General features: G+C 41.2%; 31 protein-coding genes. 18 read left to right on the top strand and 13 right to left on the bottom strand.

Features of this window, described 5'->3' with window-relative positions; genetic code table 11:
* The first annotated feature begins 178 nt into the window (after positions 1-178).
* The 4 genes from tsaE to tsaD are packed head-to-tail and all read left to right on the top strand — an operon-like array spanning position 179 to position 2,807.
* On the top strand, positions 179-661 hold the full coding sequence (gene tsaE / locus NLX67_RS08365) for a tRNA (adenosine(37)-N6)-threonylcarbamoyltransferase complex ATPase subunit type 1 TsaE (protein WP_046181243.1): 483 nt from the start codon (positions 179-181) through the stop codon (positions 659-661).
* The gene (tsaB, locus tag NLX67_RS08360) at positions 642-1,349 is read left to right on the top strand and encodes a tRNA (adenosine(37)-N6)-threonylcarbamoyltransferase complex dimerization subunit type 1 TsaB (RefSeq protein ID WP_254311318.1); all 708 of its coding nucleotides are present in this window, start codon (positions 642-644) and stop codon (positions 1,347-1,349) included. Before tsaE ends, tsaB begins: the two co-directional genes overlap by 20 nt.
* On the top strand, positions 1,336-1,788 hold the full coding sequence (gene rimI / locus NLX67_RS08355) for a ribosomal protein S18-alanine N-acetyltransferase (RefSeq protein WP_245618145.1): 453 nt from the start codon (positions 1,336-1,338) through the stop codon (positions 1,786-1,788). Before tsaB ends, rimI begins: the two co-directional genes overlap by 14 nt.
* On the top strand, positions 1,788-2,807 hold the full coding sequence (gene tsaD / locus NLX67_RS08350) for a tRNA (adenosine(37)-N6)-threonylcarbamoyltransferase complex transferase subunit TsaD (protein ID WP_046181270.1): 1,020 nt from the start codon (positions 1,788-1,790) through the stop codon (positions 2,805-2,807). The genes rimI and tsaD overlap by 1 nt, the downstream gene beginning before the upstream one ends.
* A gap of 167 nt (positions 2,808-2,974) precedes the next feature.
* Here tsaD and NLX67_RS08345 read toward each other — a convergent pair whose 3' ends face one another.
* Complete coding sequence (locus tag NLX67_RS08345; protein WP_254311316.1) at positions 2,975-4,897, bottom strand: ABC-F family ATP-binding cassette domain-containing protein; 1,923 nt, start codon at positions 4,895-4,897, stop codon at positions 2,975-2,977.
* 148 nt (positions 4,898-5,045) lie between these two features.
* On the opposite strand from NLX67_RS08345, the gene NLX67_RS08340 reads away from it, so the two are divergent.
* From NLX67_RS08340 to tatC, 3 genes are read left to right on the top strand one after another with little or no spacing between them, the layout of a single operon-like run.
* A complete protein-coding gene (locus NLX67_RS08340) occupies positions 5,046-5,699 on the top strand; it encodes a redox-sensing transcriptional repressor Rex (protein WP_254311314.1) in 654 nt (217 codons plus the stop codon).
* Between the two features lie 51 nt (positions 5,700-5,750).
* Positions 5,751-5,936, top strand: coding sequence for a twin-arginine translocase TatA/TatE family subunit (locus NLX67_RS08335; RefSeq protein WP_156154107.1), 186 nt, complete (start codon positions 5,751-5,753; stop codon positions 5,934-5,936).
* A gap of 18 nt (positions 5,937-5,954) precedes the next feature.
* Complete coding sequence (tatC, locus tag NLX67_RS08330) at positions 5,955-6,716, top strand: twin-arginine translocase subunit TatC (RefSeq protein WP_254311312.1); 762 nt, start codon at positions 5,955-5,957, stop codon at positions 6,714-6,716.
* Between the two features lie 12 nt (positions 6,717-6,728).
* Here tatC and NLX67_RS08325 read toward each other — a convergent pair whose 3' ends face one another.
* Together NLX67_RS08325 and NLX67_RS08320 are read right to left on the bottom strand one after the other, a co-directional pair.
* Positions 6,729-6,923 carry a YdiK family protein gene (locus NLX67_RS08325; RefSeq protein ID WP_046181249.1) on the bottom strand — a complete coding sequence of 65 codons (195 nt, stop codon included), beginning with the start codon at positions 6,921-6,923 and terminating at the stop codon, positions 6,729-6,731.
* A 12-nt stretch (positions 6,924-6,935) separates the two neighbouring features.
* Positions 6,936-7,679 (bottom strand): CPBP family intramembrane glutamic endopeptidase, encoded by a 744-nt coding sequence (locus NLX67_RS08320; protein WP_254311310.1) that lies wholly within the window; start codon positions 7,677-7,679, stop codon positions 6,936-6,938.
* 215 nt (positions 7,680-7,894) lie between these two features.
* Between NLX67_RS08320 and groES the strand changes: the two genes are divergently transcribed.
* Entirely contained in the window at positions 7,895-8,179 is a 285-nt protein-coding gene (gene groES, locus NLX67_RS08315) for a co-chaperone GroES (protein WP_046181251.1), read from the top strand.
* A 121-nt stretch (positions 8,180-8,300) separates the two neighbouring features.
* Positions 8,301-9,938, top strand: a complete 1,638-nt coding sequence (gene groL, locus NLX67_RS08310) for a chaperonin GroEL (protein ID WP_046181252.1) — start codon at positions 8,301-8,303, stop codon at positions 9,936-9,938.
* 112 nt (positions 9,939-10,050) lie between these two features.
* Here groL and NLX67_RS08305 read toward each other — a convergent pair whose 3' ends face one another.
* The 3 genes from NLX67_RS08305 to NLX67_RS08295 all read right to left on the bottom strand — a co-directional run bounded on the left by NLX67_RS08305 (position 10,051) and on the right by NLX67_RS08295 (position 11,322).
* Complete coding sequence (locus NLX67_RS08305) at positions 10,051-10,335, bottom strand: hypothetical protein (RefSeq protein WP_254311308.1); 285 nt, start codon at positions 10,333-10,335, stop codon at positions 10,051-10,053.
* A gap of 278 nt (positions 10,336-10,613) precedes the next feature.
* Positions 10,614-10,949 carry a L,D-transpeptidase gene (locus tag NLX67_RS08300; RefSeq protein ID WP_254311306.1) on the bottom strand — a complete coding sequence of 112 codons (336 nt, stop codon included), beginning with the start codon at positions 10,947-10,949 and terminating at the stop codon, positions 10,614-10,616.
* Positions 10,950-11,058: 109 nt separating this feature from the next.
* Positions 11,059-11,322, bottom strand: coding sequence for a hypothetical protein (locus tag NLX67_RS08295; protein WP_254311304.1), 264 nt, complete (start codon positions 11,320-11,322; stop codon positions 11,059-11,061).
* Between the two features lie 983 nt (positions 11,323-12,305).
* Here NLX67_RS08295 and NLX67_RS08285 point away from each other — a divergent pair.
* The gene (locus NLX67_RS08285) at positions 12,306-12,605 is read left to right on the top strand and encodes an IDEAL domain-containing protein (protein WP_254311302.1); all 300 of its coding nucleotides are present in this window, start codon (positions 12,306-12,308) and stop codon (positions 12,603-12,605) included.
* A gap of 477 nt (positions 12,606-13,082) precedes the next feature.
* Here NLX67_RS08285 and NLX67_RS08280 read toward each other — a convergent pair whose 3' ends face one another.
* Positions 13,083-13,286, bottom strand: coding sequence for a hypothetical protein (locus NLX67_RS08280; protein ID WP_254311299.1), 204 nt, complete (start codon positions 13,284-13,286; stop codon positions 13,083-13,085).
* Positions 13,287-13,636: 350 nt separating this feature from the next.
* Between NLX67_RS08280 and NLX67_RS08275 the strand changes: the two genes are divergently transcribed.
* The 4 genes from NLX67_RS08275 to NLX67_RS08260 all read left to right on the top strand — a co-directional run bounded on the left by NLX67_RS08275 (position 13,637) and on the right by NLX67_RS08260 (position 15,337).
* Positions 13,637-13,816 (top strand): hypothetical protein, encoded by a 180-nt coding sequence (locus NLX67_RS08275; RefSeq protein ID WP_254311297.1) that lies wholly within the window; start codon positions 13,637-13,639, stop codon positions 13,814-13,816.
* Positions 13,817-14,215: 399 nt separating this feature from the next.
* Positions 14,216-14,524 (top strand): hypothetical protein, encoded by a 309-nt coding sequence (locus NLX67_RS08270; RefSeq protein ID WP_254311294.1) that lies wholly within the window; start codon positions 14,216-14,218, stop codon positions 14,522-14,524.
* Positions 14,525-14,596: 72 nt separating this feature from the next.
* Entirely contained in the window at positions 14,597-14,923 is a 327-nt protein-coding gene (locus tag NLX67_RS08265; RefSeq protein ID WP_254311292.1) for a hypothetical protein, read from the top strand.
* Positions 14,924-15,022: 99 nt separating this feature from the next.
* Positions 15,023-15,337: a hypothetical protein gene (locus NLX67_RS08260; RefSeq protein WP_254311290.1), complete on the top strand. Its 315-nt coding sequence runs from the start codon at positions 15,023-15,025 to the stop codon at positions 15,335-15,337.
* 720 nt (positions 15,338-16,057) lie between these two features.
* On the opposite strand, the gene NLX67_RS08255 is transcribed toward NLX67_RS08260, so the two are convergent.
* The 3 genes from NLX67_RS08255 to NLX67_RS08245 form a co-directional block, all read right to left on the bottom strand.
* The gene (locus NLX67_RS08255; RefSeq protein WP_254311287.1) at positions 16,058-16,849 is read right to left on the bottom strand and encodes a DUF2935 domain-containing protein; all 792 of its coding nucleotides are present in this window, start codon (positions 16,847-16,849) and stop codon (positions 16,058-16,060) included.
* A gap of 277 nt (positions 16,850-17,126) precedes the next feature.
* Complete coding sequence (locus tag NLX67_RS08250; protein WP_254311285.1) at positions 17,127-17,315, bottom strand: hypothetical protein; 189 nt, start codon at positions 17,313-17,315, stop codon at positions 17,127-17,129.
* A 145-nt stretch (positions 17,316-17,460) separates the two neighbouring features.
* Positions 17,461-17,835: a YmaF family protein gene (locus NLX67_RS08245; RefSeq protein ID WP_254311351.1), complete on the bottom strand. Its 375-nt coding sequence runs from the start codon at positions 17,833-17,835 to the stop codon at positions 17,461-17,463.
* 536 nt (positions 17,836-18,371) lie between these two features.
* Here NLX67_RS08245 and NLX67_RS08240 point away from each other — a divergent pair.
* On the top strand, positions 18,372-18,722 hold the full coding sequence (locus NLX67_RS08240; protein WP_046181260.1) for a YhjD family protein: 351 nt from the start codon (positions 18,372-18,374) through the stop codon (positions 18,720-18,722).
* A gap of 104 nt (positions 18,723-18,826) precedes the next feature.
* Here the strand turns inward: NLX67_RS08240 and NLX67_RS08235 are convergent, their stop codons facing one another.
* The 3 genes from NLX67_RS08235 to NLX67_RS08225 all read right to left on the bottom strand — a co-directional run bounded on the left by NLX67_RS08235 (position 18,827) and on the right by NLX67_RS08225 (position 20,779).
* Positions 18,827-19,384 carry an alkaline phosphatase family protein gene (locus tag NLX67_RS08235; protein ID WP_254311283.1) on the bottom strand — a complete coding sequence of 186 codons (558 nt, stop codon included), beginning with the start codon at positions 19,382-19,384 and terminating at the stop codon, positions 18,827-18,829.
* Between the two features lie 238 nt (positions 19,385-19,622).
* The gene (locus NLX67_RS08230; RefSeq protein ID WP_254311280.1) at positions 19,623-19,943 is read right to left on the bottom strand and encodes a hypothetical protein; all 321 of its coding nucleotides are present in this window, start codon (positions 19,941-19,943) and stop codon (positions 19,623-19,625) included.
* 326 nt (positions 19,944-20,269) lie between these two features.
* Positions 20,270-20,779, bottom strand: coding sequence for a YhcN/YlaJ family sporulation lipoprotein (locus NLX67_RS08225; protein ID WP_254311278.1), 510 nt, complete (start codon positions 20,777-20,779; stop codon positions 20,270-20,272).
* A 305-nt stretch (positions 20,780-21,084) separates the two neighbouring features.
* Between NLX67_RS08225 and NLX67_RS08220 the strand changes: the two genes are divergently transcribed.
* From NLX67_RS08220 to NLX67_RS08210, 3 genes are all read left to right on the top strand, one after another.
* Positions 21,085-21,291, top strand: a complete 207-nt coding sequence (locus tag NLX67_RS08220; RefSeq protein WP_046181263.1) for a DUF1657 domain-containing protein — start codon at positions 21,085-21,087, stop codon at positions 21,289-21,291.
* A gap of 245 nt (positions 21,292-21,536) precedes the next feature.
* A complete protein-coding gene (locus tag NLX67_RS08215) occupies positions 21,537-21,788 on the top strand; it encodes a helix-turn-helix domain-containing protein (protein WP_254311277.1) in 252 nt (83 codons plus the stop codon).
* Positions 21,707-22,249: an IS630 family transposase gene (locus NLX67_RS08210; protein WP_254311275.1), complete on the top strand. Its 543-nt coding sequence runs from the start codon at positions 21,707-21,709 to the stop codon at positions 22,247-22,249. The genes NLX67_RS08215 and NLX67_RS08210 overlap by 82 nt, the downstream gene beginning before the upstream one ends.
* Positions 22,250-22,397 lie beyond the last annotated feature (148 nt).

The following is a 22,397-nucleotide window of genomic DNA, read 5'->3' as shown; positions in this document are numbered from 1 at the left end:
CCGGTAGTTCAGTTGGTTAGAATGCCTGCCTGTCACGCAGGAGGTCGCGGGTTCGAGTCCCGTCCGGACCGCCATTTACTTTTATATTACACAAGTATTCGATATAATAACAATATAATCAGAAACCTTAGGATCATTACTATCCTAAGGTTTTTTTTCGAGGAAAGAAGGTGGACAGATGACATCCTCTTATACATGGATTATGAATAATTTGCAGGACTTAAATTGCTTTGCGGAAACACTTGCATCTGTTCTTCTTCCAGGAGACGTCATATTGCTTGAAGGTGATTTAGGAGCGGGGAAAACAACATTTACCCAGCATTTAGCAAAGGCACTCGGCGTAGCAAAAAACGTGAACAGTCCAACGTTTACCATCATTAAAGAATATGAAGGAATTTATCCCCTCTACCATATGGATGTGTATCGATTAGGGGAAGAATCCGAAGAAGATTTAGGATTCGATGAATACTTTTTTGGAAATGGCATTACCGTTGTGGAGTGGGCGCATTTAATTGCTGATCAGCTTCCGGAAGAGTATATACAAATTAACCTTTTCCACACAGGTGTGGAAGGACAGCGCAAAATACAATTAACAGTAAACGGGGATCGATATGACCGCGTTCTTGAGAAGGTGAAGACGATTGAAAACGTTAGCGATTGATACATCCACTTATACATTGTCGATTGGCTTAGCAGACGGGGATGTCATATTGGCTGAGCAGGTGACAAACGTGAAAAAAAATCACTCGGTTCGGGTCATGCCTGCTATTCAGTCATTAATGAACGATGTGGAGATAAAACCGGAAGATTTAGAAAAAATCATTGTCGCTAATGGTCCCGGCTCTTATACAGGTGTCCGCATTGGTGTGACGATTGCAAAAACGCTGGCGTGGACGTTAAATATTCCAATTGCTGCTGTTTCAAGTCTTGCGTCGTTAGCGGCGTCAGCACCGGTTATTGACGGGCTTGTTTGTCCAATATTTGATGCGCGGCGGGGTCGAGTGTTTACTGGTTTATACCGTTTATCAAATGGGACAGTGGAAACGATGATTGAAGACCGAAATGTGTTAGTAACGGATTGGTGCGAAGAGCTGCTTCAGCAAAATGAAACAATCCTGTTTGTCGGCCAGGAAAGTATTCTTCATGAAAAAACAATTGCGGAACAAATGGGTGAATCGGCTGTATTTGCCGGAAAAGCCGTGCCTTACACACGCCCGGCTGCTCTTTTAACGCTTGGAAAAGAAACAGAGAACGATCCGGCAGAAGTGGTGCCGAATTATGCGCGTCTGGCCGAAGCGGAGGCAAAATGGCTAGAAGCGAATGAAAAGAAGACGAATGGCGGTGAGTGATCTGCACATTCGACCAATGGTCATAGAAGACATTCCAGCTGTACTTGAAGTAGAACTGGCCAGCTTTACGATTCCGTGGCCGAAAGAAGCATTTGAACGGGAAATCGCGATTAATCAATATGCCCATTATTACACGGCTGAACAGGACGGCCTTATTGTGGGCTATTGCGGTATGTGGGTTGTGTACGATCAAGTACAGATAACGAACATCGCCATTTTGCCTGAGTTTCGAGGGAAAGGCTGTGGCAGCGAACTGCTTGGCTTTATGATCGAAAAAGCGAGGGGATATGGAGGGTCCGTTCTTTCACTTGAAGTTCGGGTCAGCAATATTTCTGCGATGACATTATATAAAAAATTCGGTTTGCAGCCGGGTGGAATCCGGAAGCAGTACTATACCGACAATCAAGAAGATGCTTTAGTAATGTGGGTGAATTTATGATGAAAAAAGACACATATATTTTTGGGATCGAAACAAGCTGTGATGAAACGGCAGCGGCCATCGTGAAAAATGGCACTGAGATTGTGTCAAACGTTGTATCGTCACAAATTGAAAGTCATAAACGATTTGGCGGCGTCGTGCCGGAAATTGCATCGCGTCATCATGTAGAGCAGATTATTTCGGTGCTCAATAAAACACTTGAACAGGCAGGATTAACATTCAGTGATATGGATGCAATTGCTGTAACGAAAGGACCTGGACTGGTCGGTGCTTTGTTAATCGGCGTCAATGCGGCAAAGGCGATTGCATTTGCTCATAATCTGCCGCTGATCGGTGTTCATCATATTGCCGGACATATTTATGCCAACCGGCTTGTGAAAGAAATGACGTTCCCGCTCCTGTCGCTCGTCGTGTCAGGCGGTCATACGGAGCTTGTGTATATGAAGGAACATGGATCGTTTGAAGTGATCGGAGAAACACGCGATGATGCGGCGGGAGAAGCATATGATAAAGTCGCGCGTACATTGCATCTGCCTTATCCGGGGGGGCCGCATATTGACCGTCTGGCAGCGGAAGGACAGGATACCTATGGGCTGCCGCGTGTCCGTTTAGAAGAAGGATCCTATGATTTCAGCTTCAGCGGCTTAAAATCAGCCGTTATTAATACGGTTCATAATGCGGAACAACGGGGAGAAGTTATTATTCCGGAAAATCTGGCTGCCAGCTTTCAAGCGAGTGTCGTTGAAGTGCTGACGGAAAAAACGGTTCGTGCCGCAAAAGAATACAATGTTAAGCAAGTACTGCTCTCGGGTGGTGTTGCGGCCAATAAAGGGCTGCGTACATCGCTTGAAACGGTTTTTAGTGAACTGAAAGAGGTGCAGCTCGTCATTCCGCCTTTGTTGCTTTGTACGGACAATGCAGCAATGATCGCGGCGGCGGGAACAATCTTATTTGAGCAAGGGAAACGGGATGGGATGGACATGAATGGTGATCCTGGTTTAGATATTGAAACGTTTTAATCAATGGGCATTCTAAAGAGAATGCCTCTTTTTTTGTGAATAAAGGGGGATAAGATGGTCCACATCCTGTGGGTAATGTGTATAAAACTGTGGAAACCCTTGCAAATAGCAGAATTTTCTTTGTTTTTCTGTGGATAAAAAAAGAGAGGCTGTGGATAGCCTCTCACTTAATTGGATTGCAATTGCTCCCATTCATCCATTAATTGTTCGATCGCTTTATTCGCTTCATCGAGCTGCTGCTGAAGTGCCAGTGATTTTTCGTGATCTTCATAAATATCCGGCAGACAAAGAAGCTCTTCCGCTTCGGTTATTTTTTCTTCGTACACGCCAATTTCTATTTCAATCTCTTCAATGCGCCGCGCTTTTTGCCGGTCTTTTTTTCGCTGTTCTTTATCTGTTTTATACGAATCAGCGGCCGCTGGTTTTGCAGCCTTCGCAACAGTTTGAACAGATTCAAGCGCGGCCAGCTCTTCTTGTTCAGTTTTCTTTTCAACATAGTAATCATAGTCGCCGAGATAGACGGTGACGCCTTCTTTGTCGAGCTCGATCACTTTTGTGGCAATCCGGTTAATAAAATAACGGTCATGAGACACGAACAAAAGTGTTCCTGGATAATCAATCAGGGCATTTTCCAGCACTTCTTTGCTGTCGAGGTCCAAATGATTGGTCGGTTCATCGAGAATAAGAAAATTCGCTTTTTGCATCGTCAGCTTTGCTAGTGCAAGCCGGGCTTTTTCGCCGCCGCTTAAGGCGGCAACGGGTTTCAGCACATCATCTCCTGAAAAAAGAAAGCTTCCGAGAATAGAACGAATATCTTTTTCTGATGTGCCCGGGTAGTCATCCCACAGCTCTGAAAGCACCGTTTTTTTTCGGTTTAAATGAGACTGCTCCTGATCATAGTAGCCGATTTCGACGCCGGCACCGTGCCCAATACGGCCGTCAATCAGCGGGAGGGCACCGGTAATGGATTTCAATAATGTCGACTTGCCTGCACCGTTCGGTCCAACGAGTGCGATGCTGTCACCTCGTGTAACGGAAAAGGACAAATCCATTCCAATTTTTTCGCCATTGTAGCCGATCGCTGCTTGATCAATGTTCAGCACTTCGTTTCCGCTTTGACGATTAATGTCAAAAAGCATACCAGGCGGTTTTTCGTCGCCGTCCGGACGTGCCATCATCTCCATACGATCAAGCTGCTTACGCCGGCTTTGGGCTCTTTTTGTTGTAGATGCCCGGGCAATATTGCGCTGAATAAAGTCCTCAAGCTTTGCGGCTTCTCCCTGCTGCTTTTCGTACTGTTTCATTTCCCGTTCAAACTGCTCGGCTTTTTGCGTTAAATATTTGCTGTAGTTACCGGTGAATTTGCGGATTTTATGGCGGGAGACCTCATATACCTGGTTCACGGTTTTATCCAGAAAGTAGCGGTCATGGGAAACAATCAGAATCGCGCCTGAATAGCCTTGCAAATAGTTTTCCAGCCAGGAAAGGGTATCGATATCGAGATGGTTAGTCGGTTCATCGAGAATTAAAATGTCTGGCTTTGTGAGTAGCAGCTTAGCAAGGGCAAGACGTGTTTTTTGTCCGCCGCTTAATGTGGAAATAAGTGTGCCATAATCATAATCGTGGAAACGGAAGCCGTGTAAAATCGAGCGCAAGTCTGCTTCGTATTGATAGCCGCCTGCTTCTTTAAATTCGTTTTGCAGCTGATCGTAGGCAGTCATGACTTGATTGTACCTTGCCGTGTCACTGTATACATCCGGGTTGGCCATATCCGCTTCAAGCGCCCGCAGTTTTTGTTCCATGTCACGCAAGTTGTCAAAAACGCTGTTCATTTCGTCCCAGATGGACAAATCGGATTCAAGACCAGTATCCTGCGCCAGGTAGCCAATTGTCACATCTTTTGGTTTCATAATGGCGCCTTCTTCATGAGAAAGCTGTCCGGCAATTATTTTTAATAGCGTCGATTTGCCGGCGCCATTGCGGCCGACGAGCGCGATACGGTCTCCCGTTTGCACCTCGAGCTTAATATTCGATAAAATAAGTTCAGCTCCATAATATTTCGAAAGCTGCTGTACTTGCAGAAGAATCATGTTTTTCACCTCACTCTACACTTTACTTGAGGTCCGCGCTCCCGGCAATGAAAAAGAAGCAGTTCTTGTGAAAAACGATACAAAGATTTATGATTGTATTAGGCCGTAAAAAGAAACATGGAAGCGGTATCACGTTGGAGGGAAGAAAATGAATAATGATTCTATGAAAATACCACAGGCAACGGCGAAGCGTCTGCCTTTATATTATCGGTTTATCCAAAACCTGCACTCATCTGGAAAACAGCGGGTATCATCTGCGGAATTAAGTGAGGCAGTTAAAGTGGATTCGGCGACGATCCGGCGGGATTTTTCGTATTTCGGTGCGCTGGGCAAAAAAGGCTATGGCTACAATGTCAGCTATTTATTGTCTTTTTTTCGAAAAACGCTTGATCAAGATGAAGTAACCAATGTGGCGCTTATTGGTGTTGGGAATTTAGGGACTGCTTTTTTAAAGTACAACTTTCTGAAAAACAACAATACGAAAATTCAAGTCGCATTTGATGTAGAAGAAAGCAAAGTTGGCACAAAAATTGGTGATGTGTCGATTCACCATATGGATGATCTCGAAAAGACACTGTCCGATTTGAATGTGCCTGTCGCGATTTTAACGATTCCGCAAGCAGCAGCGCAGACGATTACCGATCGGTTAGTGGCGGCGGACATTAAAGGGATTTTAAACTTTACCCCGGCTCGGCTCAATGTCCCGCCGGAAATCCGTGTTCATCACATCGATCTGGCGATTGAGCTGCAGTCGCTTGTGTATTTTTTGAAAAATTATCCGGACGAATCTGTCGAAAAATGATCATGGAATTAAGGACTTAAATCAGTTATGATAAGGAAAAGGGAGGTGTGTGTGCCAATGGTAGGTGTTGGCAGCATGGTTGTAATCGGCGCAGCAGCGCTTTTGATTTTCGGACCGAAAAAACTTCCGGAACTCGGACGAGCAGCCGGTGATACATTGCGTGAGTTTAAAAACTCAACAAAAGGATTAGCCGATGATGATGACGATCAGACAGAGGACAAAAAAGAGTCCAAGTAATGTTAGGATGATTGACAAATGAGTCAGCAGGACATGACGATATATGAACATTTAGAAGAATTTCGAAAACGGCTGGTGATTGTCGTTGTTTTCTTTTTTATTGCTGTGATTGCCGGGCTGTTTTTCGCGAAGCCAATCATTCATTACTTGCAGCATGCCGATGAAGCGGCGGCATTAACAATGAATGCGTTTCGCGTGACCGATCCGTTGAAAATTTATTTTCAAATGGCATTTGTAATTGGCATTATTTTAACGTCGCCGGTTATTTTATATCAGCTCTGGGCATTTGTAAGCCCGGGCCTGCATGAAAAAGAACGGCGGGTCACGCTCAGTTACATCCCGGCGTCCGTTCTGCTGTTTCTTGGCGGGCTCTCTTTTTCCTACTTTGTTTTATTCCCTTATATCATTCATTTTATGATGGAGCTGTCCGGGGATTTAAATATCGAGCAGGTTATTGGCATTAATGAATATTTCCAGTTTTTATTTCAAACGACTATTCCGTTCGGCTTTTTGTTTCAGCTGCCGGTTGTCACGCTGTTTTTAACGCGTCTTGGCATTGTGACACCGCAGTTTTTAAGCCAGATCCGCCGTTATGCGTATTTTATTTTACTCGTTATTGCAGCGCTGATTACACCGCCTGACATCATTTCGCATATGATCGTGAGCATGCCGCTGTTTATCTTGTATGAAGTGAGCATTTTTGTCTCGAAAATCGGCTTCAAAAAAGCACAGCAGGCAGAAGCCCGTGCAACAATGCAAGATGAAAAATCCGTCCAATAAACTGGACGGATTTTATTTTTGCTTATTTTTCAGTTTAAAATGTGTAAACATGAGACGGATGCCGGTGCCGATATCCATCGTTGCCAGCAGAATAAGCAAGTATGTGAAAAAACCGAACTCGTTGTTGTTCACATCTTGAATCGCGAGAAACACGAAAAAGATGCCGAGTATATTAAAAAAGATGCCTCTTGTGAAATACGACTGCACATTTTCTCCTCCTTAAAACCATCTGATCCATTGCGACATTTGTTCCATTTTCTCCGCTTTTCGGATCATTTCCTGAATCTCGTCCGCAAATACATACTGTATAAGCACAACGAACGTGTTCATCGAAACGTGCGCTACAATCGGCACGATAATTCTTTTTGTTTTCACGTAAAGAAATGCGAATGTAAAGCCCATCGCCGCATATAATATCGTGTGCTCGAGTTCCGCGTGCGCCACAGAAAACATAAGCGAGCTAATGAGCGCCGCAAAGAAAAACGGCAGCCGGTTGTAAAGCGAACCGAAAATAATTTTGCGGAAGACGATCTCTTCTAAGATAGGACCGAAGACTGCAACCGCCAAAATGACTAGTGGCACACCTTTGACGAGCTCAATAATGTCCTGCGTATTTTCTGAGCCTTGTGGGATGCCGAGTCTTGTTTCGATGCTACTGGCTATGATTTGAGCGGCAAAAGCCATGAATACACCAAGAATAGCCCAGAGCGCCGCGAAATGAAGCGGAACAGGCTTCTGGCGCTCAATATCATTTCTGTACGTCGACCGCCATAAAATAAGCAGGATAATGAGCGTCGCCAGCGAAAAACTGATCACCGTCCAGTATCCTGGGACAAGCGTTTCCATTCGGATGGGTTCGACCCCAAGCGCCACGCCGGTTTTATAAAGAAGCGGTCCCCCGACAATACCGGAGAGTTGCATCAAGATATACGTGATTAAAATAAACCCATATTCTTTTTTCACAAAAAAACCCCTTTATTAAGATCAAAGCCCTCAAATGGGCATCCTGTTCTTATTGTACTATTGAACAGAACACGCTTCAAATAAGCAGTCTGAAAATTTTTTAGCTTTACGCTTGCAAACGAGATACGGTTTCCTTTATGATAATACTTGTGTTAGCACTCATTAGAGTAGAGTGCTAATAAAACTTATTTAACCATTTTTGAGGAGGGTTTCACTTGTTAAAACCACTAGGTGACCGCGTAGTAATTGAACTGGTAGAATCTGAAGAAAAAACAGCCAGCGGAATTGTACTTCCTGATTCTGCAAAAGAAAAACCACAGGAAGGCAAAGTTGTGGCAGTTGGAACAGGACGTGTTCTTGACAGCGGTGAGCGTGTAGCACTAGAAGTTGCTGAAGGCGATCGCATCATCTTCTCAAAATACGCAGGAACAGAAGTGAAATACGAAGGCGTAGATTACTTGCTGCTCCGTGAAAACGACATTTTAGCTATTATCGGCTAAGACCCACACGATGTGGGTTAAAAAGGTGCTGCCGCAGGACGCGGCGTAGTTAGCCTTTGATCCCCTATACATGAAACGAAACGACTAATAGAATCATTAATTTAAAGGAGGCACTTTTAAAATGGCTAAAGATATTAAATTCAGTGAAGACGCACGCCGCGCAATGCTTGCTGGTGTAGACAAGCTTGCAGATGCCGTAAAAGTAACGCTTGGACCAAAAGGACGCAACGTCGTATTGGAGAAAAAATTCGGTTCGCCGCTTATTACAAATGACGGTGTGACAATTGCGAAAGAAATCGAGCTTGAAGACGCATTTGAAAACATGGGTGCAAAGCTTGTAGCAGAAGTAGCAAGCAAAACAAACGATGTAGCCGGTGACGGTACAACAACTGCAACGGTTTTGGCGCAGGCGATGATTCGTGAAGGTCTTAAAAACGTAACAGCAGGTGCAAACCCTGTCGGCATCCGTAAAGGTATGGATAAAGCAGTTGCAGCAGCTGTTACAGAGCTAAAAGCTATTTCAAAACAAATCGAAGGCAAAGAATCGATTGCACAAGTTGCGGCGATTTCATCTGCTGACGAAGAAGTTGGCCAATTGATCGCAGAAGCAATGGAGCGCGTTGGTAACGATGGCGTTATTACAATCGAAGAATCAAAAGGCTTCACAACAGAGCTTGACGTTGTAGAAGGTATGCAATTTGATCGCGGCTACGCATCTCCATACATGATCTCAGATTCTGACAAAATGGAAGCGGTCCTTGAAAATCCGTATATTTTGATTACGGATAAAAAGATTACAAGCATCCAGGAAATCCTGCCAGTGCTTGAGCAGGTTGTTCAGCAAAGCAAACCGCTTTTATTGATCTCTGAAGATGTAGAAGGCGAAGCGCTTGCAACACTTGTTGTAAACAAATTACGCGGCACATTCAACGCAGTAGCTGTTAAAGCACCTGGCTTCGGTGACCGCCGTAAAGCAATGCTTGAAGATATCGCAGTCTTAACAGGCGGCGAAGTGATCACAGAAGAGCTTGGTCTTGAACTGAAAACAACAGATATCACACAGCTTGGCCGCGCTTCTAAAGTCGTTGTGACAAAAGAAAACACAACGATCGTTGAGGGCGCTGGCGATTCACAAAACATCGGCGGCCGCGTCAGCCAAATCCGCGCGCAGCTTGAAGAAACAACATCTGAATTCGACCGTGAAAAACTGCAGGAACGCCTTGCAAAACTAGCGGGTGGCGTAGCGGTAATCAAAGTCGGCGCAGCAACAGAAACAGAACTAAAAGAACGCAAACTACGCATTGAAGATGCCTTGAACGCAACACGCGCAGCGGTTGAAGAAGGTATCGTATCCGGTGGTGGTACAGCGCTCGTGAACGTATACAACAAAGTAGCCGCAGTAGAAGGCGAAGGCGACGTCGCAACAGGCGTGAAAATTGTCCTTCGTGCCCTTGAAGAGCCAGTCCGTCAAATCGCGTACAACGCAGGTCTTGAAGGCTCGGTAATCATCGACCGTCTGAAACGCGAAGAAATCGGCATCGGTTTCAACGCAGCAACAAGCGAATGGGTCAACATGATCGATACAGGTATCGTCGACCCAACGAAAGTAACACGCTACGCTCTTCAAAACGCAGCATCTGTCGCAGCACTGTTCTTAACAACAGAAGCTGTTGTAGCAGACAAGCCAGAACCAGCTGGAGCTGGCGGAATGGGCATGCCGGATATGGGCGGCATGGGTGGAATGGGCGGCATGATGTAATATCATCCCCCGAAAAAGCGTCAAACCTTGATTTATAAGGGTTTGACGCTTTTTTATTTTCTTTAAATTTAAAAAAACTCATAGTTAGAAAATGAATTGCTTCTTATTCTTCTTAAAATTGATCCCCCGATTGAAATTCATGTAGAAAACAGCCTTGATGTACATTGTAGCCGGTGATGAGCATAAAAAGAGCAAAAACATAAAAGCACAGCTTATATTGCGATTGTTGCTTACCTGATTTTGCTGGTATTGCAGCCACTATTGGGATGGCTGGATGGATTGATTTAATAACGACAAAAAAGCGCTCTTTGATTTCAGAGAGTGCTTTCTTTATAAGAACAGGAGTTGAGATTGTGAGGAAATCCAGTGAGATATCATCCTTTTTTAATGATATCATGTTGAAATTTCAAAATTTTATTCAACAGTACGTCCAGCATGTAAAGTAAGAAGAATGAACTAACCGTTCCTTTCTTCTTATTGATTATCATTTATCCTATTGCAGGATTTTTAGTGTAAAAAAGCAGTCAGGCAAGGACCTGCCTGCTAAATTGAGGTGGACATTTTAAAAGTGCCATTTTGTAATGCCGAAATCATTATGCGCCATTTAAGAATCGCTTATGCAAATAAAATGAAAAAGTTGAGCTAAAACATGTAGTAGAGAGGGGATTAACAGAGTCATTTATGAATAAAAACCCTAGTACCAATTGGAACGCTAGATGACAATTCTAGAACATCATGATTAAACATCCTAATACATCCATGTGAGACATTCTTGCCAATTGAAGCTGGGTTATTTGTTCCGTGTATCCCATAATGAGGTTTTGACAATCCCATCCAAAGAACGCCAAATGGTCCGCCCGGATTAAGCTGTTTATTGATAATTGTGTATGTTCCAGAAGGTGTGGGGGACAAGATTTTACCAACTGCAATCGGATACGTTTTTATGAGTCTGTTTCCATTAAAAAGTTTTAATTGATGTTGTGATGTTGATACGTCAATCAACATCGCCATAAAAACCACCTCCATTTTAAAAAATCACCTGAAGAGGCGCTCGGGCGGAATATGAAATAGACCCGAGCGAAGTGGAAAAATCAATAAAATGAGTGAAGCAGCTAAATGTTTACTGTCTTTTAGAGATTTCTTTCGTTAAATAATCAATTTGTTTTTTCATTGCTGCTAACTGCTTTTGGAGTGGTTCGGAATTGGATTGATCTTGAGAGTCGCTGTTTGTTACGGCAACTAGAGCCGTTAGCGCGGAGAGTGCTGCGATAGCATCAGCAAAGGTTACAAGTCCTGAAGCAACAACATCGAGTTTAGATGCATTTACTGCAGAAGACAGCGAAGAATCTTCCTGTTGAACAACCCTTAGATGGCGTTTGCTCAATGCACTCCCTCCTGAAATGTAATGGGTACGATCTCCTTATAATATTATGTGGAAAATGCTGCGTTGTGATAAAGAAAAGGATTTTTAGAGATTTACAGTTAATACGTTAAACCTAGGCTGTTAATATACCTGAAGTTTAATTAAGAGGATGTCCCAGTTAGTTATTCGCGGCGAACTTTCTTTAAATACGACACAATGATTTTAATTTTTTATTCAATAGTCCGTCCAAATTGCTAACTATCACAAAAAGGACGTTCAAAAACTGAATAAGGGGTGACAGCCTTGCAGTTTTCAGAGGGAGATTGGGTCATTGTCGATGTTAGAGGCGGACCAGCTTCAAGGGATTTTCGCTCCGTCGGAAATTGCTTGAACAGACGATCGGGCAGGGAGTAACGGTAATAGAATATAAACAGGGGGAGTGGGGGGAGGAAGCGGTGATCTTAGGTTTACACGAACAGTAATGGGAATTTGCAAGATAGAATAGTAAAGGTTTGAGGGGGAATTTTGGAAAAAAAGTAACTATTCCAGCCGAGAATAGTTACTTCGAAAATTTCTGAATAAGAGCAATGGAGGTATCCGGCTAAATTCATCATATGAAGCAACGATTGAGAAAATGACATTTGGTTCGCTGAATAGTGAACTTTCGCATATTATTTATGTCTTACTTTTTTTAGATAAGACAGGATCGTTGTTTTTAAAGAAGCTTAGGAACTGATGGCTGCATAACCATAAAACCATCCCATAACTAAGCCGGCAACTAAATGATCTATGTGGCTTATAAATATTGAAATTAATAAGCCGATTACCAGCACTATTGTTGGAATGAATGGTTTAGGAGGTTTAAAAAAGATTTTTATCAGCTGTGTTAGTACTAAGACAGCAGGAACCGCAATGACAGAGTTTACAGGAAAATCTATGAATTTACCGCCTTTTTATCCCTAATAAGGTTTGTGTTTTGCTTATTCAAAAAAGAGGTGACAGCCTTGGAGATCGGAGCGTGGAAGAAAGTCAAAATCGGGGACGTTACAGTCATCGGATATGTCAGTCACATCGGTTATTCCGGCATTCAAATTGAAATAGTGAGAGTCGCCAGAATCAAAAACGGCGAAGTGAAATGGACAAAGCCAACAAGGCTGCTATTTGAGAAGCATCGTCTTGAACCCCTTGGCAGATTGTTGGATGAAAAGCAGGATAAAACAGCGCTTATTGATCTGGCGCTTCTTACGAAGGACAAAGAGTGGTTTGAGGAACTTACAGGAAAGAGAATGGGAGAGAGACAATGAGATGGCTTATCGATCAGTAGTGGTTGAGCAGCAATGGACACAAGAAGAAGTCAAAGCCTAATGTGCGAAAAAATTCGAATCTAAACTTCCAGCCTATTTGCGGAAAACGAAACAGAAAGATCAGTCAAAACGAACAGTCAATTCAAATGGGAATCTCAGCAAAGCACAGTATATCCTTTATGCGAGTTGATCGCTCAATCGTGTTACAGGCTCTAGGAATAAATTATAGTATATCAAAATAATAGGAGGTGGTAGAGTTGCTAGGAGCTGAAAACTTGATTAGAAGAATCGATTATAGCCTGCCTGAAAAAAATACTTGAATTTTTGGGGCTTAGGTTTCCATGTGGAGTGAATTGGATTGATCATACAGTGGGAATTTATGCGGGTTTTGATTATCCGAATGTAACGCCTGAAAAGCAGGCAGTAATTTACGAGTGTGCGTATCTCGCTGGAGTGGCCGCTACGACTCCTTTAGCTTTAAGGTTGCAACACCTCGACTGCATATATATAAACACTTTCACGATTACTTTCTACTCTAACGCCTATTTCTTTTTTTATTAATTCCTCCGGTGCTTTACCTATACTGGAATTTATTTCTACAATTTCATATCGATCTGGTCCAACAGGCATATACAAACTTCCCACTCGTTTTGATGTTTGATACGTCACTCCAAATCTCATTTTCAACATCTCCAGTCCTTTTCTTTTGAATAAACTTATCATCTCCTTTCTCTTAATTTTTAGATAAAAAAAGATGTTTTATTTTTTTCGGTAAGTCATTCAAAAATTAATTTATTTTGACTTTGTGCTTATTCATCCTTTTAATGATACCGGGATGAATGAGAGGTTGAATTCAATTGATTTTACTTCTAAGTTATTTCTCCCAGCCATGCGCATAAATTAAATCATCTTTTTAAAATTGGCATCTGTTCTTTTATACGCCTTAGACAATAAAGACTTAAAATAATCTTATTTTTTGAAAAGGAAATGTCTTTCGAAGAAGAATGTTTAAGCATAAAAGAGGTAATGAAATGACGGGGAACGTTCGATGTCGAATCTGTAATGAACTCATTAAGAAAAACGATATTATTGCAATCACCAAGATTTATAATATTGCTCATATTACATGTAATCCGACTGATTTAGGAGAGGGGATTGAAAAAGAAGGGGTTTTTCAAGTGCTAATGGATCAATACAAATTATCCAAGTGATTTTTTCTAAACACGTTTTTTCTTCCAATCGTCATCATGAGCATAGTAACTCAAAGAAAGATCACTTCATTTTTAGAATTGCCAGGTTTCAAATAACCAGCACTATGCATCGTATGATTTCTTTCATTACTTAATGAAGATTGCTTAACTTTTCCAAAAAAGTTACCAACAATAGAGGAAAGTAGTTTTTTCTTTTACTAAATTATATTTTTCGCAGCAAGCTTAGTCTACAATCTATTGCGCCCATATTCATGAATAGCATATAAAACAGTATCAGCCTGCTAGAGAGTGATCGCAAGGTTGTTAACAAAAAATTTATTCATGCGATTGGGATGTTCATACAGTCCATGTTGTCCATTCATGAATATCTTAATTATTAAGAAGAAAGGAGGTTAAAAGATGAAAAGTGGATGGAGACACTTTGATGCAGACGGAAACGAGAGATCTAATAATAGTCGTTCTGAATCGGATTCCCGCTCTGATGCAAATGTTGACTTTGAGAATGAGGTCGATTTCAGAAGCGATGTGGATACTGACAACGAAAATGAAGTGACTAACTTAGATCGCAATACAAATATTGCACGACTCGTTAATAGTGGAAACACTAGACTGAATATCAATGTTGATTCTGATTCGGATGCACGGGTTCGTTCACGTGCAGATGCAGACCAAGATCAGAATCAAGAACAGGAACAAGAACAAGATTAAAACAGTCAGTAGAAGGCACAGAACAAGATGACTTAGGGCAGTCTTTATATAGAAAACGAGAGGAGGGTAAATATGTCTGAAATGAGAAGAAAATCAAATATGAGAAGAAACAACCAATCTGCTGGCCGTAATCGATCTAATTCTCGTTCAAATGCAGAAGTTGATTTTGAGAACGATGTAGATGTAAGAAGTGATGTAGATGTCGATAATGAGAATGATGTTAGAAACGTAGACCGCAACACGAATATTGCGAAAATTATGAACAGCGGGAATTCTAGAGTGGATGTAGATGTCGATTCTGATTCAAATACACGAGTTCGTTCTGAAGCAGACGCCGACCAAGAACAAGATCAGGAACAAGATCAAGAACAAGAAAGTAACAACAGAAGACGTAGGTAACGTTCTTCAAGAGTAGCTGCGTAAGAAAAGGAACTTTTAAGATATTTATATGGTGGGATATCACAATATCCCACCTTTTATTTGAAAGGGGGTTACATAATGGCCTCAAGACGATCATCAATTTCTAACTCCGATAAGTTTTCCTCCCGTGAGGATCTTCGGAACCGATTATCCATTGGAGATAGCGGAAACTCTGATGTAGATGTGAATGTCATTGTTAAAGTGGATACAATACCTATTGCTTTCGCTATGCTATGTTCGATGTGGGCATCTAAGCAAATGTCAGATGAAGACTTTGAACTGGCAGTCCGAAAGTTAGAAAAAATAACTGGACAGCAAGTTAATAGAAGTTTCTTTAGCGAGAACGATATAACTAACGCAAAGATCTTCGAAAAGGAACAGAGGAGGAGATAAAGATCTTTTTGAACGGGGTTGACTCATGATTTTCTATGGATGCAGCATACCCGATCAGCAAAAATGGGAAGGGAACTAAACTTCGTCAGTTGTTTATTAGCAACTGTTCTTTTTTTAGTTGATCGGCTTCATGTTCTCGAGAACTGTCATTCAAGATATAAATAATGATAGAATGCTTTTCAGCCTCTACTCGTAGATTAGCAGAACTTATTTAACATAATTCAAGTATTAGTGCTGCCACCTTATTTATGGGAATGGGAAGGAGATTCGTTAATCGTCATTATTCCCCGAAAAGTACAAAAGAAAAAGTAAGGGGAATAAAGGAATATGATGTCTTTGAAGTCCATGTGCATGTAGAACCAAATTAAATTGTTTACGACACTTAATCTAATCCATTTAGGGAAAGTATTTTTATTAAAAGGAGAAGATTAATTTCTTTAAAGGTATGGGCAAAAATGTAAAAAAATAATTTTTTTATGCTTTATTTGGCTTGTAAAATGAATTAATAAAGGCAGAGAAGCCCCAAAAATTTTTTTGAAGATTTCAGTTAGCATCAGTGCCTGATGCTTATTTTTCACAGTGATTTTTATCTATTTTTTTAAACTAGTAGTTAATATTCAAACACTGAAGTACGATTTATGTACCTTTCCGATTTTCCATATGTATATAATGACTGTCACCGACAGTCATTTTTTTATTTAAATCGCTTTATAATCTGTGTTAATTTGCTTTTTTAAGACTGGCCTCAAACATATCAATGATATGCAAGAACCTTTCGGCTTCACGGAAAACATGATCGGCCAGCAGAGGATGAATATTGCTTTTAATTTTACATTCCTCGATTAAATCCCGGGCTGTTTTCTTGAAATTTCGTAAAGAGACTACGGAAACCCGATTCTCATCCAGGAATTGGTTTAAGATTGGTCTTGTTTCGGATTGTGGACTCATCGAATCTAAATCAATCGCCTGGTAAAGCAGTTGGTCAAAATCATAACTAAACTCTCGTGCCTGCTCAACTAATTTTCTTTCGGAAGGATCAAGTAAATGCCCAATAAACTTGGCATGATCAGCCATAATTTTAAGGAAAAATACATTTTCCTTAATAATCGCTTCAGGTAAAGGTTTTAATTTACCTTCGTTTAATTCTTTTAAGCGCTTAGCAAAATAGGCAGCTTCACGACTTGTATGATCCACTAATAGTGCGTAGTTGTTTGACCTGATTTTACAACGTAAAATCAATCCCAGTACCTTACGTTTAAATGCCCAAATGGACGCAGCGGCTTGATAAACTTGACTGTTAAATTTTTTAATTAGTTGGGGATCTGTATGAATCGTGTATGTGCTCAATTGTTGTTCAATCTGTTCAAATACTCTAATAAATTGTTTTGCTTCCTCGATCAGTTCTTTGTCCTCATACGTAAACCCGAGACTTAAAAATAAAGCATGCTCTTTCATGATTCTGGACCAAAACCGTATTTCGTCTAAAGATCTGCTTACGAAAAGAGCATCCATCACTTATCCCCCTTAAATAATAAATGAAATTTACTTTAAGGTTATTCAGTGACCACATTAAACATGCGCTGGCTTACATTATGCATGTGTTCGTCAAGAAAGCTAAATAAGAATGACCAGAGGAGTGTATAAATCTTTATAGAGCAAATCCAAGGGAAATAGGACAAAAGAACCATTCAGTAAACTTTGCCTCAATTTTTTTTCCCTTTTTCCTTTACACCACATTAGGAGAAATCGAATAAGATGATGGAGAAGCGAAAAACGTAAGGGGAGGCTTTTACTTTGAAGGATTTTCACCCTGAAGAACAGTTCTCGTCATTAAGTGACAGTGATCATGTAGATGATGCAATGGAAGTACAAATGCCATATTCTTATCCAAGACCAAGACAGCCATATTATCCATATCCGCCGTATTATCAGCCATATCCACCATACTATTACCCATATCCGCCGTATTATCGGCCATATCCACGTTACCCCCATTATCCTGGGCGCGGAGGATATCCTCACGGAGGGCAGTCAGGCAGATACTGATGATGGCGCAATTATAGTGAAATACACCCCTTAGTGAAAGGCTGTCGGTCGGACTATCCGACAGCTTTTTCGGAGTTTCAAACGCTAGTGTTGCCGCTATATTTGTGGGAATGGGGATGAGAGCCGTTAACAGTCGTTATTCCCTGAAAGGTATGATAATGTCTGCCATCAGGTAGGGGGATAGCAGGACCAGTCACCCCACGGATTTCGTGTTCGTGTCCATCATCAAAGGAAGTAACCGTAAAGTATCGATGAGTATGGGGTACTCCCGTAGGAGCAGGTTCCGTTGTGCCAGCATAGTGATGATGGTGTCCGGCATTAAAAGAAGTCACTCCTGAAAAATGATGGATATGGACGGGCCGGCCATTCCATGTCGTAATATACAAGTGGTGAGAATGGTCAGAATTTGAATCGTCTAAATCAATAATGAATCCAGTTATCGGTATTTCCATATGCATTTTCACCACCTTTCCTATCGCTTCTTACACGTTATGAAAGTGAAGCCTATAAATTCCTGGATTTTAAAAAGGGATGAGGGAGGTGCAGATAATTTCTCTTACTAATATGCGGTAAAAAGGGATACTCCATAAACAGCAGCATATAGAGCATAGTCGAATCGCATTGTACATCACGGCAAGAAGTCTTAAAGAAAGCAATCCTGATTTCAGTATGGCTCTGGTTATAGAAAGGGCTCTCCGTATTTTTCGGCAGCTCTCTTTGCCTGTCATAACGATCAATTTCTTAGTGTGAAAAGTAAAATTTATTTTGCTATTAACTTATTTCTCATAGCTGCTAGACATAAATTAATAAACCTCTGTTTTCCTAGTAAATAACTTAAAAAATTCATTTTTTTGAAAGGAATATCTCCTTTGAGAAAGAATCTTTAAGTTATGAAAGACTAATTAACGGGAGAGTTTTTGGTGTCGCATCTGCAATAAAATTATTAATGAAGAAAATAGACATTTTTCCGCATTTAAGGGGGCTAATCATGATAACCATTACAGATGAAGACAGAAAAATCGTTCACGACTATATCATAAACAATCTAACAATACGAAGCCTGCAGAGTGAAAGAAAAGAGGCTGAAAAATCGAATATAAAAATGAAAAAAGTCTATTCATCAGCTAATCAGTATCAGGAGATTCAAGCCCTAAAACAGTTGAAAGAATTGAGAAAAGAAATGAACCGGCGAGGGTTAAGAATCGTTGGGGAACACATGATAGATCACGATATTATTGAATTCCGTTATTTATGCCAAGGTGTTCCCGCACATATATGCATACAAGAGAAGGAACTTCAAAAGCTTATCAAAGAAAAGCAATTCGAATTGCTGCGCTGAGCAACCTGTATAAAATTATTCAACAAGGAAAAATAAACCTTCAGAAAACCAACAAGCATCTTGATCCTGTACAGAATCAAGATGCTTTTTATTTAAGAAACTACCTATCTTACGGATCCTGCCGCCGTTACATAACTGATCTCACCCTTCTTCCAGGCAATGAACCCAATCCTGGAATCGGTTTTTAACTTTGATGAAATAGCAGAGAGCTTAATCGTTTCATCTTGTAGATAAATGTACGCCATACGTTCATTGACAGCTAAAGCAAGCTGCTTGTCAAATAATTCATCCGGTTGCCAAAACGTGTATTCATCCAATAACATATTTACATCGATCAGCGCCTTGCTGCGGTCATTTATAACAGCAGATTGCCCGCTGTCACCATGTACAATCCAGACGGCCTTTTGAATCGCTTCCTCCCATGAAGGATAGGTGTTCAAGATCATCTGTAGCTGCTTATCCATTTCTTCAATTCCTTTACGCTCCTTTGGCCCATTTTTATGAAGCTGGTGGTCCATATCGGGGAAGTAGGCCAGTGTAAAGGGCGGTAATTGATCCTTTTGAATAAAGTACTTCAATTCATTTGCCGCAAATTGATTGTTTAATCCGATTGCTTTCCACATACGATTAGACCAATCATTTTCATGGTTGAATTGTGACAAGCTTCCCAAGGATAGAAGCGTCGGACTTTGTAGGCGTAATTAAAAAATACCAGCATAGACCAGCGATCATGAATATGAAAAGAATAACGGATATAACAATTTTGCGTATCATGACTTCACCCTTCTCTTTATATTGTGATTAGTATGGATAAAAAGAGAAAGGTGAATACTTAACTAAAAAAATAAAAAAGCTTATAGAACGGCCTTGATACAGGCCATATCTATAAGCTAAGCTGCTTTAATTTGATTTATTATTGCTCGGATTGGTTATACTTTGTTTCATATTGTTCGGTTTTTGGTTGGATGACTGCTGTTGGGAACCTTGGTTATTCATTATCCCTTGGAGGGGCTGTGCCATGTTTTGCGCGGCCTGCCCATTCATCATTCCCTGCACAGCCTGTGGAATTTGTTGGGCTGCAGATCCACTCATGAAACTCCGAATGGTTTGCAGGAACGGCTGGAAGGTTCCATTGCGCATTCCTCTTGCGAGTCCCAAAATAGCCGCCGCCGTTGTTACCCAAGTAAATAATGAAGAAAGCATCCCATTACGATTATTCATGAAAATAACTCCCCTTCCTTTTATTTGATTTCGGTAACACTGTTTTGAAAAGACTGACCAAACGTTTTTAGTATGTTGACACAGAAGGCTGGTTATTCGGGGTATTATTTTCCATGCTCTAATTTATTATCCCGTTGTTTTTTATTTCTGTAATTGCTGGAAGCCTGCTTCATTAAACTAATACGAGGATTTATGTGAGAAATTAACATCTGTATGATAATAAGGCGTTTTGAATAAGTTAACAGGAAGGATAATGTTATTACAGAAGAGATGACGGTGCTTTCCGCCCTCGCTCTTTGGCCGTTCTTAGAACATGGTTCTTTTATTTAATGAGCATCAGGAAATACTCTTCGAACCATATCGCTAAATTCATCAACTAAGCCTCCGACTGGATCGCCTTCCCGAATCCGTTGACCATAGTCCTTCATTTGGTCTACAAAATCCGGATTGGCGGATACATATACCGTTTGAATAGCTGAATCTGAAGACTTTACTTGTTCGGCAATCTTGTTCTCTACATCCTCTGTTACTTCTTCATTTTTCCCATCACTCATAACGACAGCTACATATGCCGTTTGGTCTGCAACAATTACGTTTGCACTGTCTATTTCGTCTAATTTAGCTACGCGATCGGCAGCTTCTTCAGCAGCTTCAAACCGTGTTTGATCGTTATTATCCAGGTCAGTATCGTTTGTGTCATTATTCTCTTCATGGACGACATTTTCTGCTCCATTATTGTTATCCTTGTTCGTTGCTTCTTCATCTTGATTATTATTACATCCCATTAACGAGAAAATGGCCAGGGAAGCTGCCGCTAATATGCTTATTTTTTTCACTGTTATTCCTCCTCAAAGTAATGACCATTTTTAAATTAACCAATGAAAAGTTTTTTATCCATAGGAAGCTGGATAGTGAAAAAAGCAGCACCCGCTAAGAGTCCAGGTGCCATTTTGGATGGAGTAACATAGGTGTTTCCTTTTTGCTGCAAAAATATAGACATGAAACAGCTTTACATGGATCAAAAAGAGTAAAGATGTGTATGGAGCCTTTTTCACAATCTGGATAAATTTAAAAAACATAAAAAAGGTCCATTCTCGTCATCCTAAAACCGTTCTAAAAAAAACACAAGGAGGAATAAGCGATGACCGTTATCAGTGACGTAAAACAAACAATGGCTGGACTCAAAACCGTTCAGGCGAGTTTCGAAACATTTGCGCTTGGCACCGAAAATCAACAGGCAAAAACACTTTATCAGGATGCTGCTCAAAAAACACAGACGATTATTGATAATTTCTCTCCGCGCATCGAGCAAATCTTGCAAGAAGAACCTCAATATAAACAACAATAATCACCAAAAAAGGCTGGCTAAGGTAACCAGCCTTTTTTGTCTGTTGTTAATGCTATCTAATAATGACCCATTGCTGACGTCCTTGCCTGTCCAGCGATTGACGGATATAATGTCCTCGATAAAGCTGGGAAAGGAAAAGGACGTCTTCCATTATGTATAATCATGGCTGTGATTATACGGAAGACGTCCCCCAAAAAACCTATGATTATCATATCAAAATATAGGCTGGTGGAAAAGTAAAACGGATGATTGAGCACAGCACCTCGGCTGAAGAAGGGTATGGCTGTGAAACCTGCTGGGATACCCGGATCTTGAAAGAGGTCCTGGAAGGAACATTCTCGATTAAGATGACCCGGATGGGCATTGGCAAGATGCTGAAACGCTGGGGCTTCAGCTATACACGCCCGACGTATACATGGAAACGGGCAGACCCCAGGAAACAGGAAGCCTTTCAAAAAGAGCTCAACATGATAAAAAAAACGCCACAGACGAGTTAGTCTTTCTATATGAAGACGAAAGCCATATCCGGGATTACCAGGCTTTGCACTCAATATGGAGTCTTAAAGGCAGACAAAAACAGATCCCCACTTACGGCCACCACGCGTCTGTCAGCTTGTTTGGCTGTGTGAACGTCCAAAATGGCGAGTTCTTCTGCATGGAGAAAGAGCCGTGCAGTGCGCAGACGTTTCTGGCGTTTCTCCGTTATATTCTAGGGATGCATAAAGACCGGCATATCGTCATGATCCCAGGCAATGCCCGGATTCATCATGCCAGGCTCTTAAAACCCTTTTTAGAGGAGAACAAACACTGCCTCACGCTGCTTTTTCTGCCTCCATATTCTCTGCAGCTTAACGCCGTTGAGCGTATGTGGGACTGGCTGAAAGGAAGTGTCATCGTCAACCGGTTCCATGCCACCCAGAAAGATATCCGTGCATCCGTCCGTTCGTTCATGGAATAGTTGGACACTTGCCCGGAGAACGTCCTCCAGCGAATTGGTTCGTTAGCTATGTTGAAAGATTGAGTTGTAATTATATTATAAATTCTATCAGACGCCACAGTTTGTATATATAGGAAGCCTTCAGTTTCTGTCTAGATAAACCTAGAAA

The sequence above is a fragment of the Domibacillus sp. A3M-37 genome, assembly GCF_024213455.1.
GTDB lineage: Bacteria > Bacillota > Bacilli > Bacillales > Domibacillaceae > Domibacillus > Domibacillus tundrae.
Note: the sequence above shows the minus strand (reverse complement) of the source record. Positions and strands in the feature narration are given on the sequence as shown.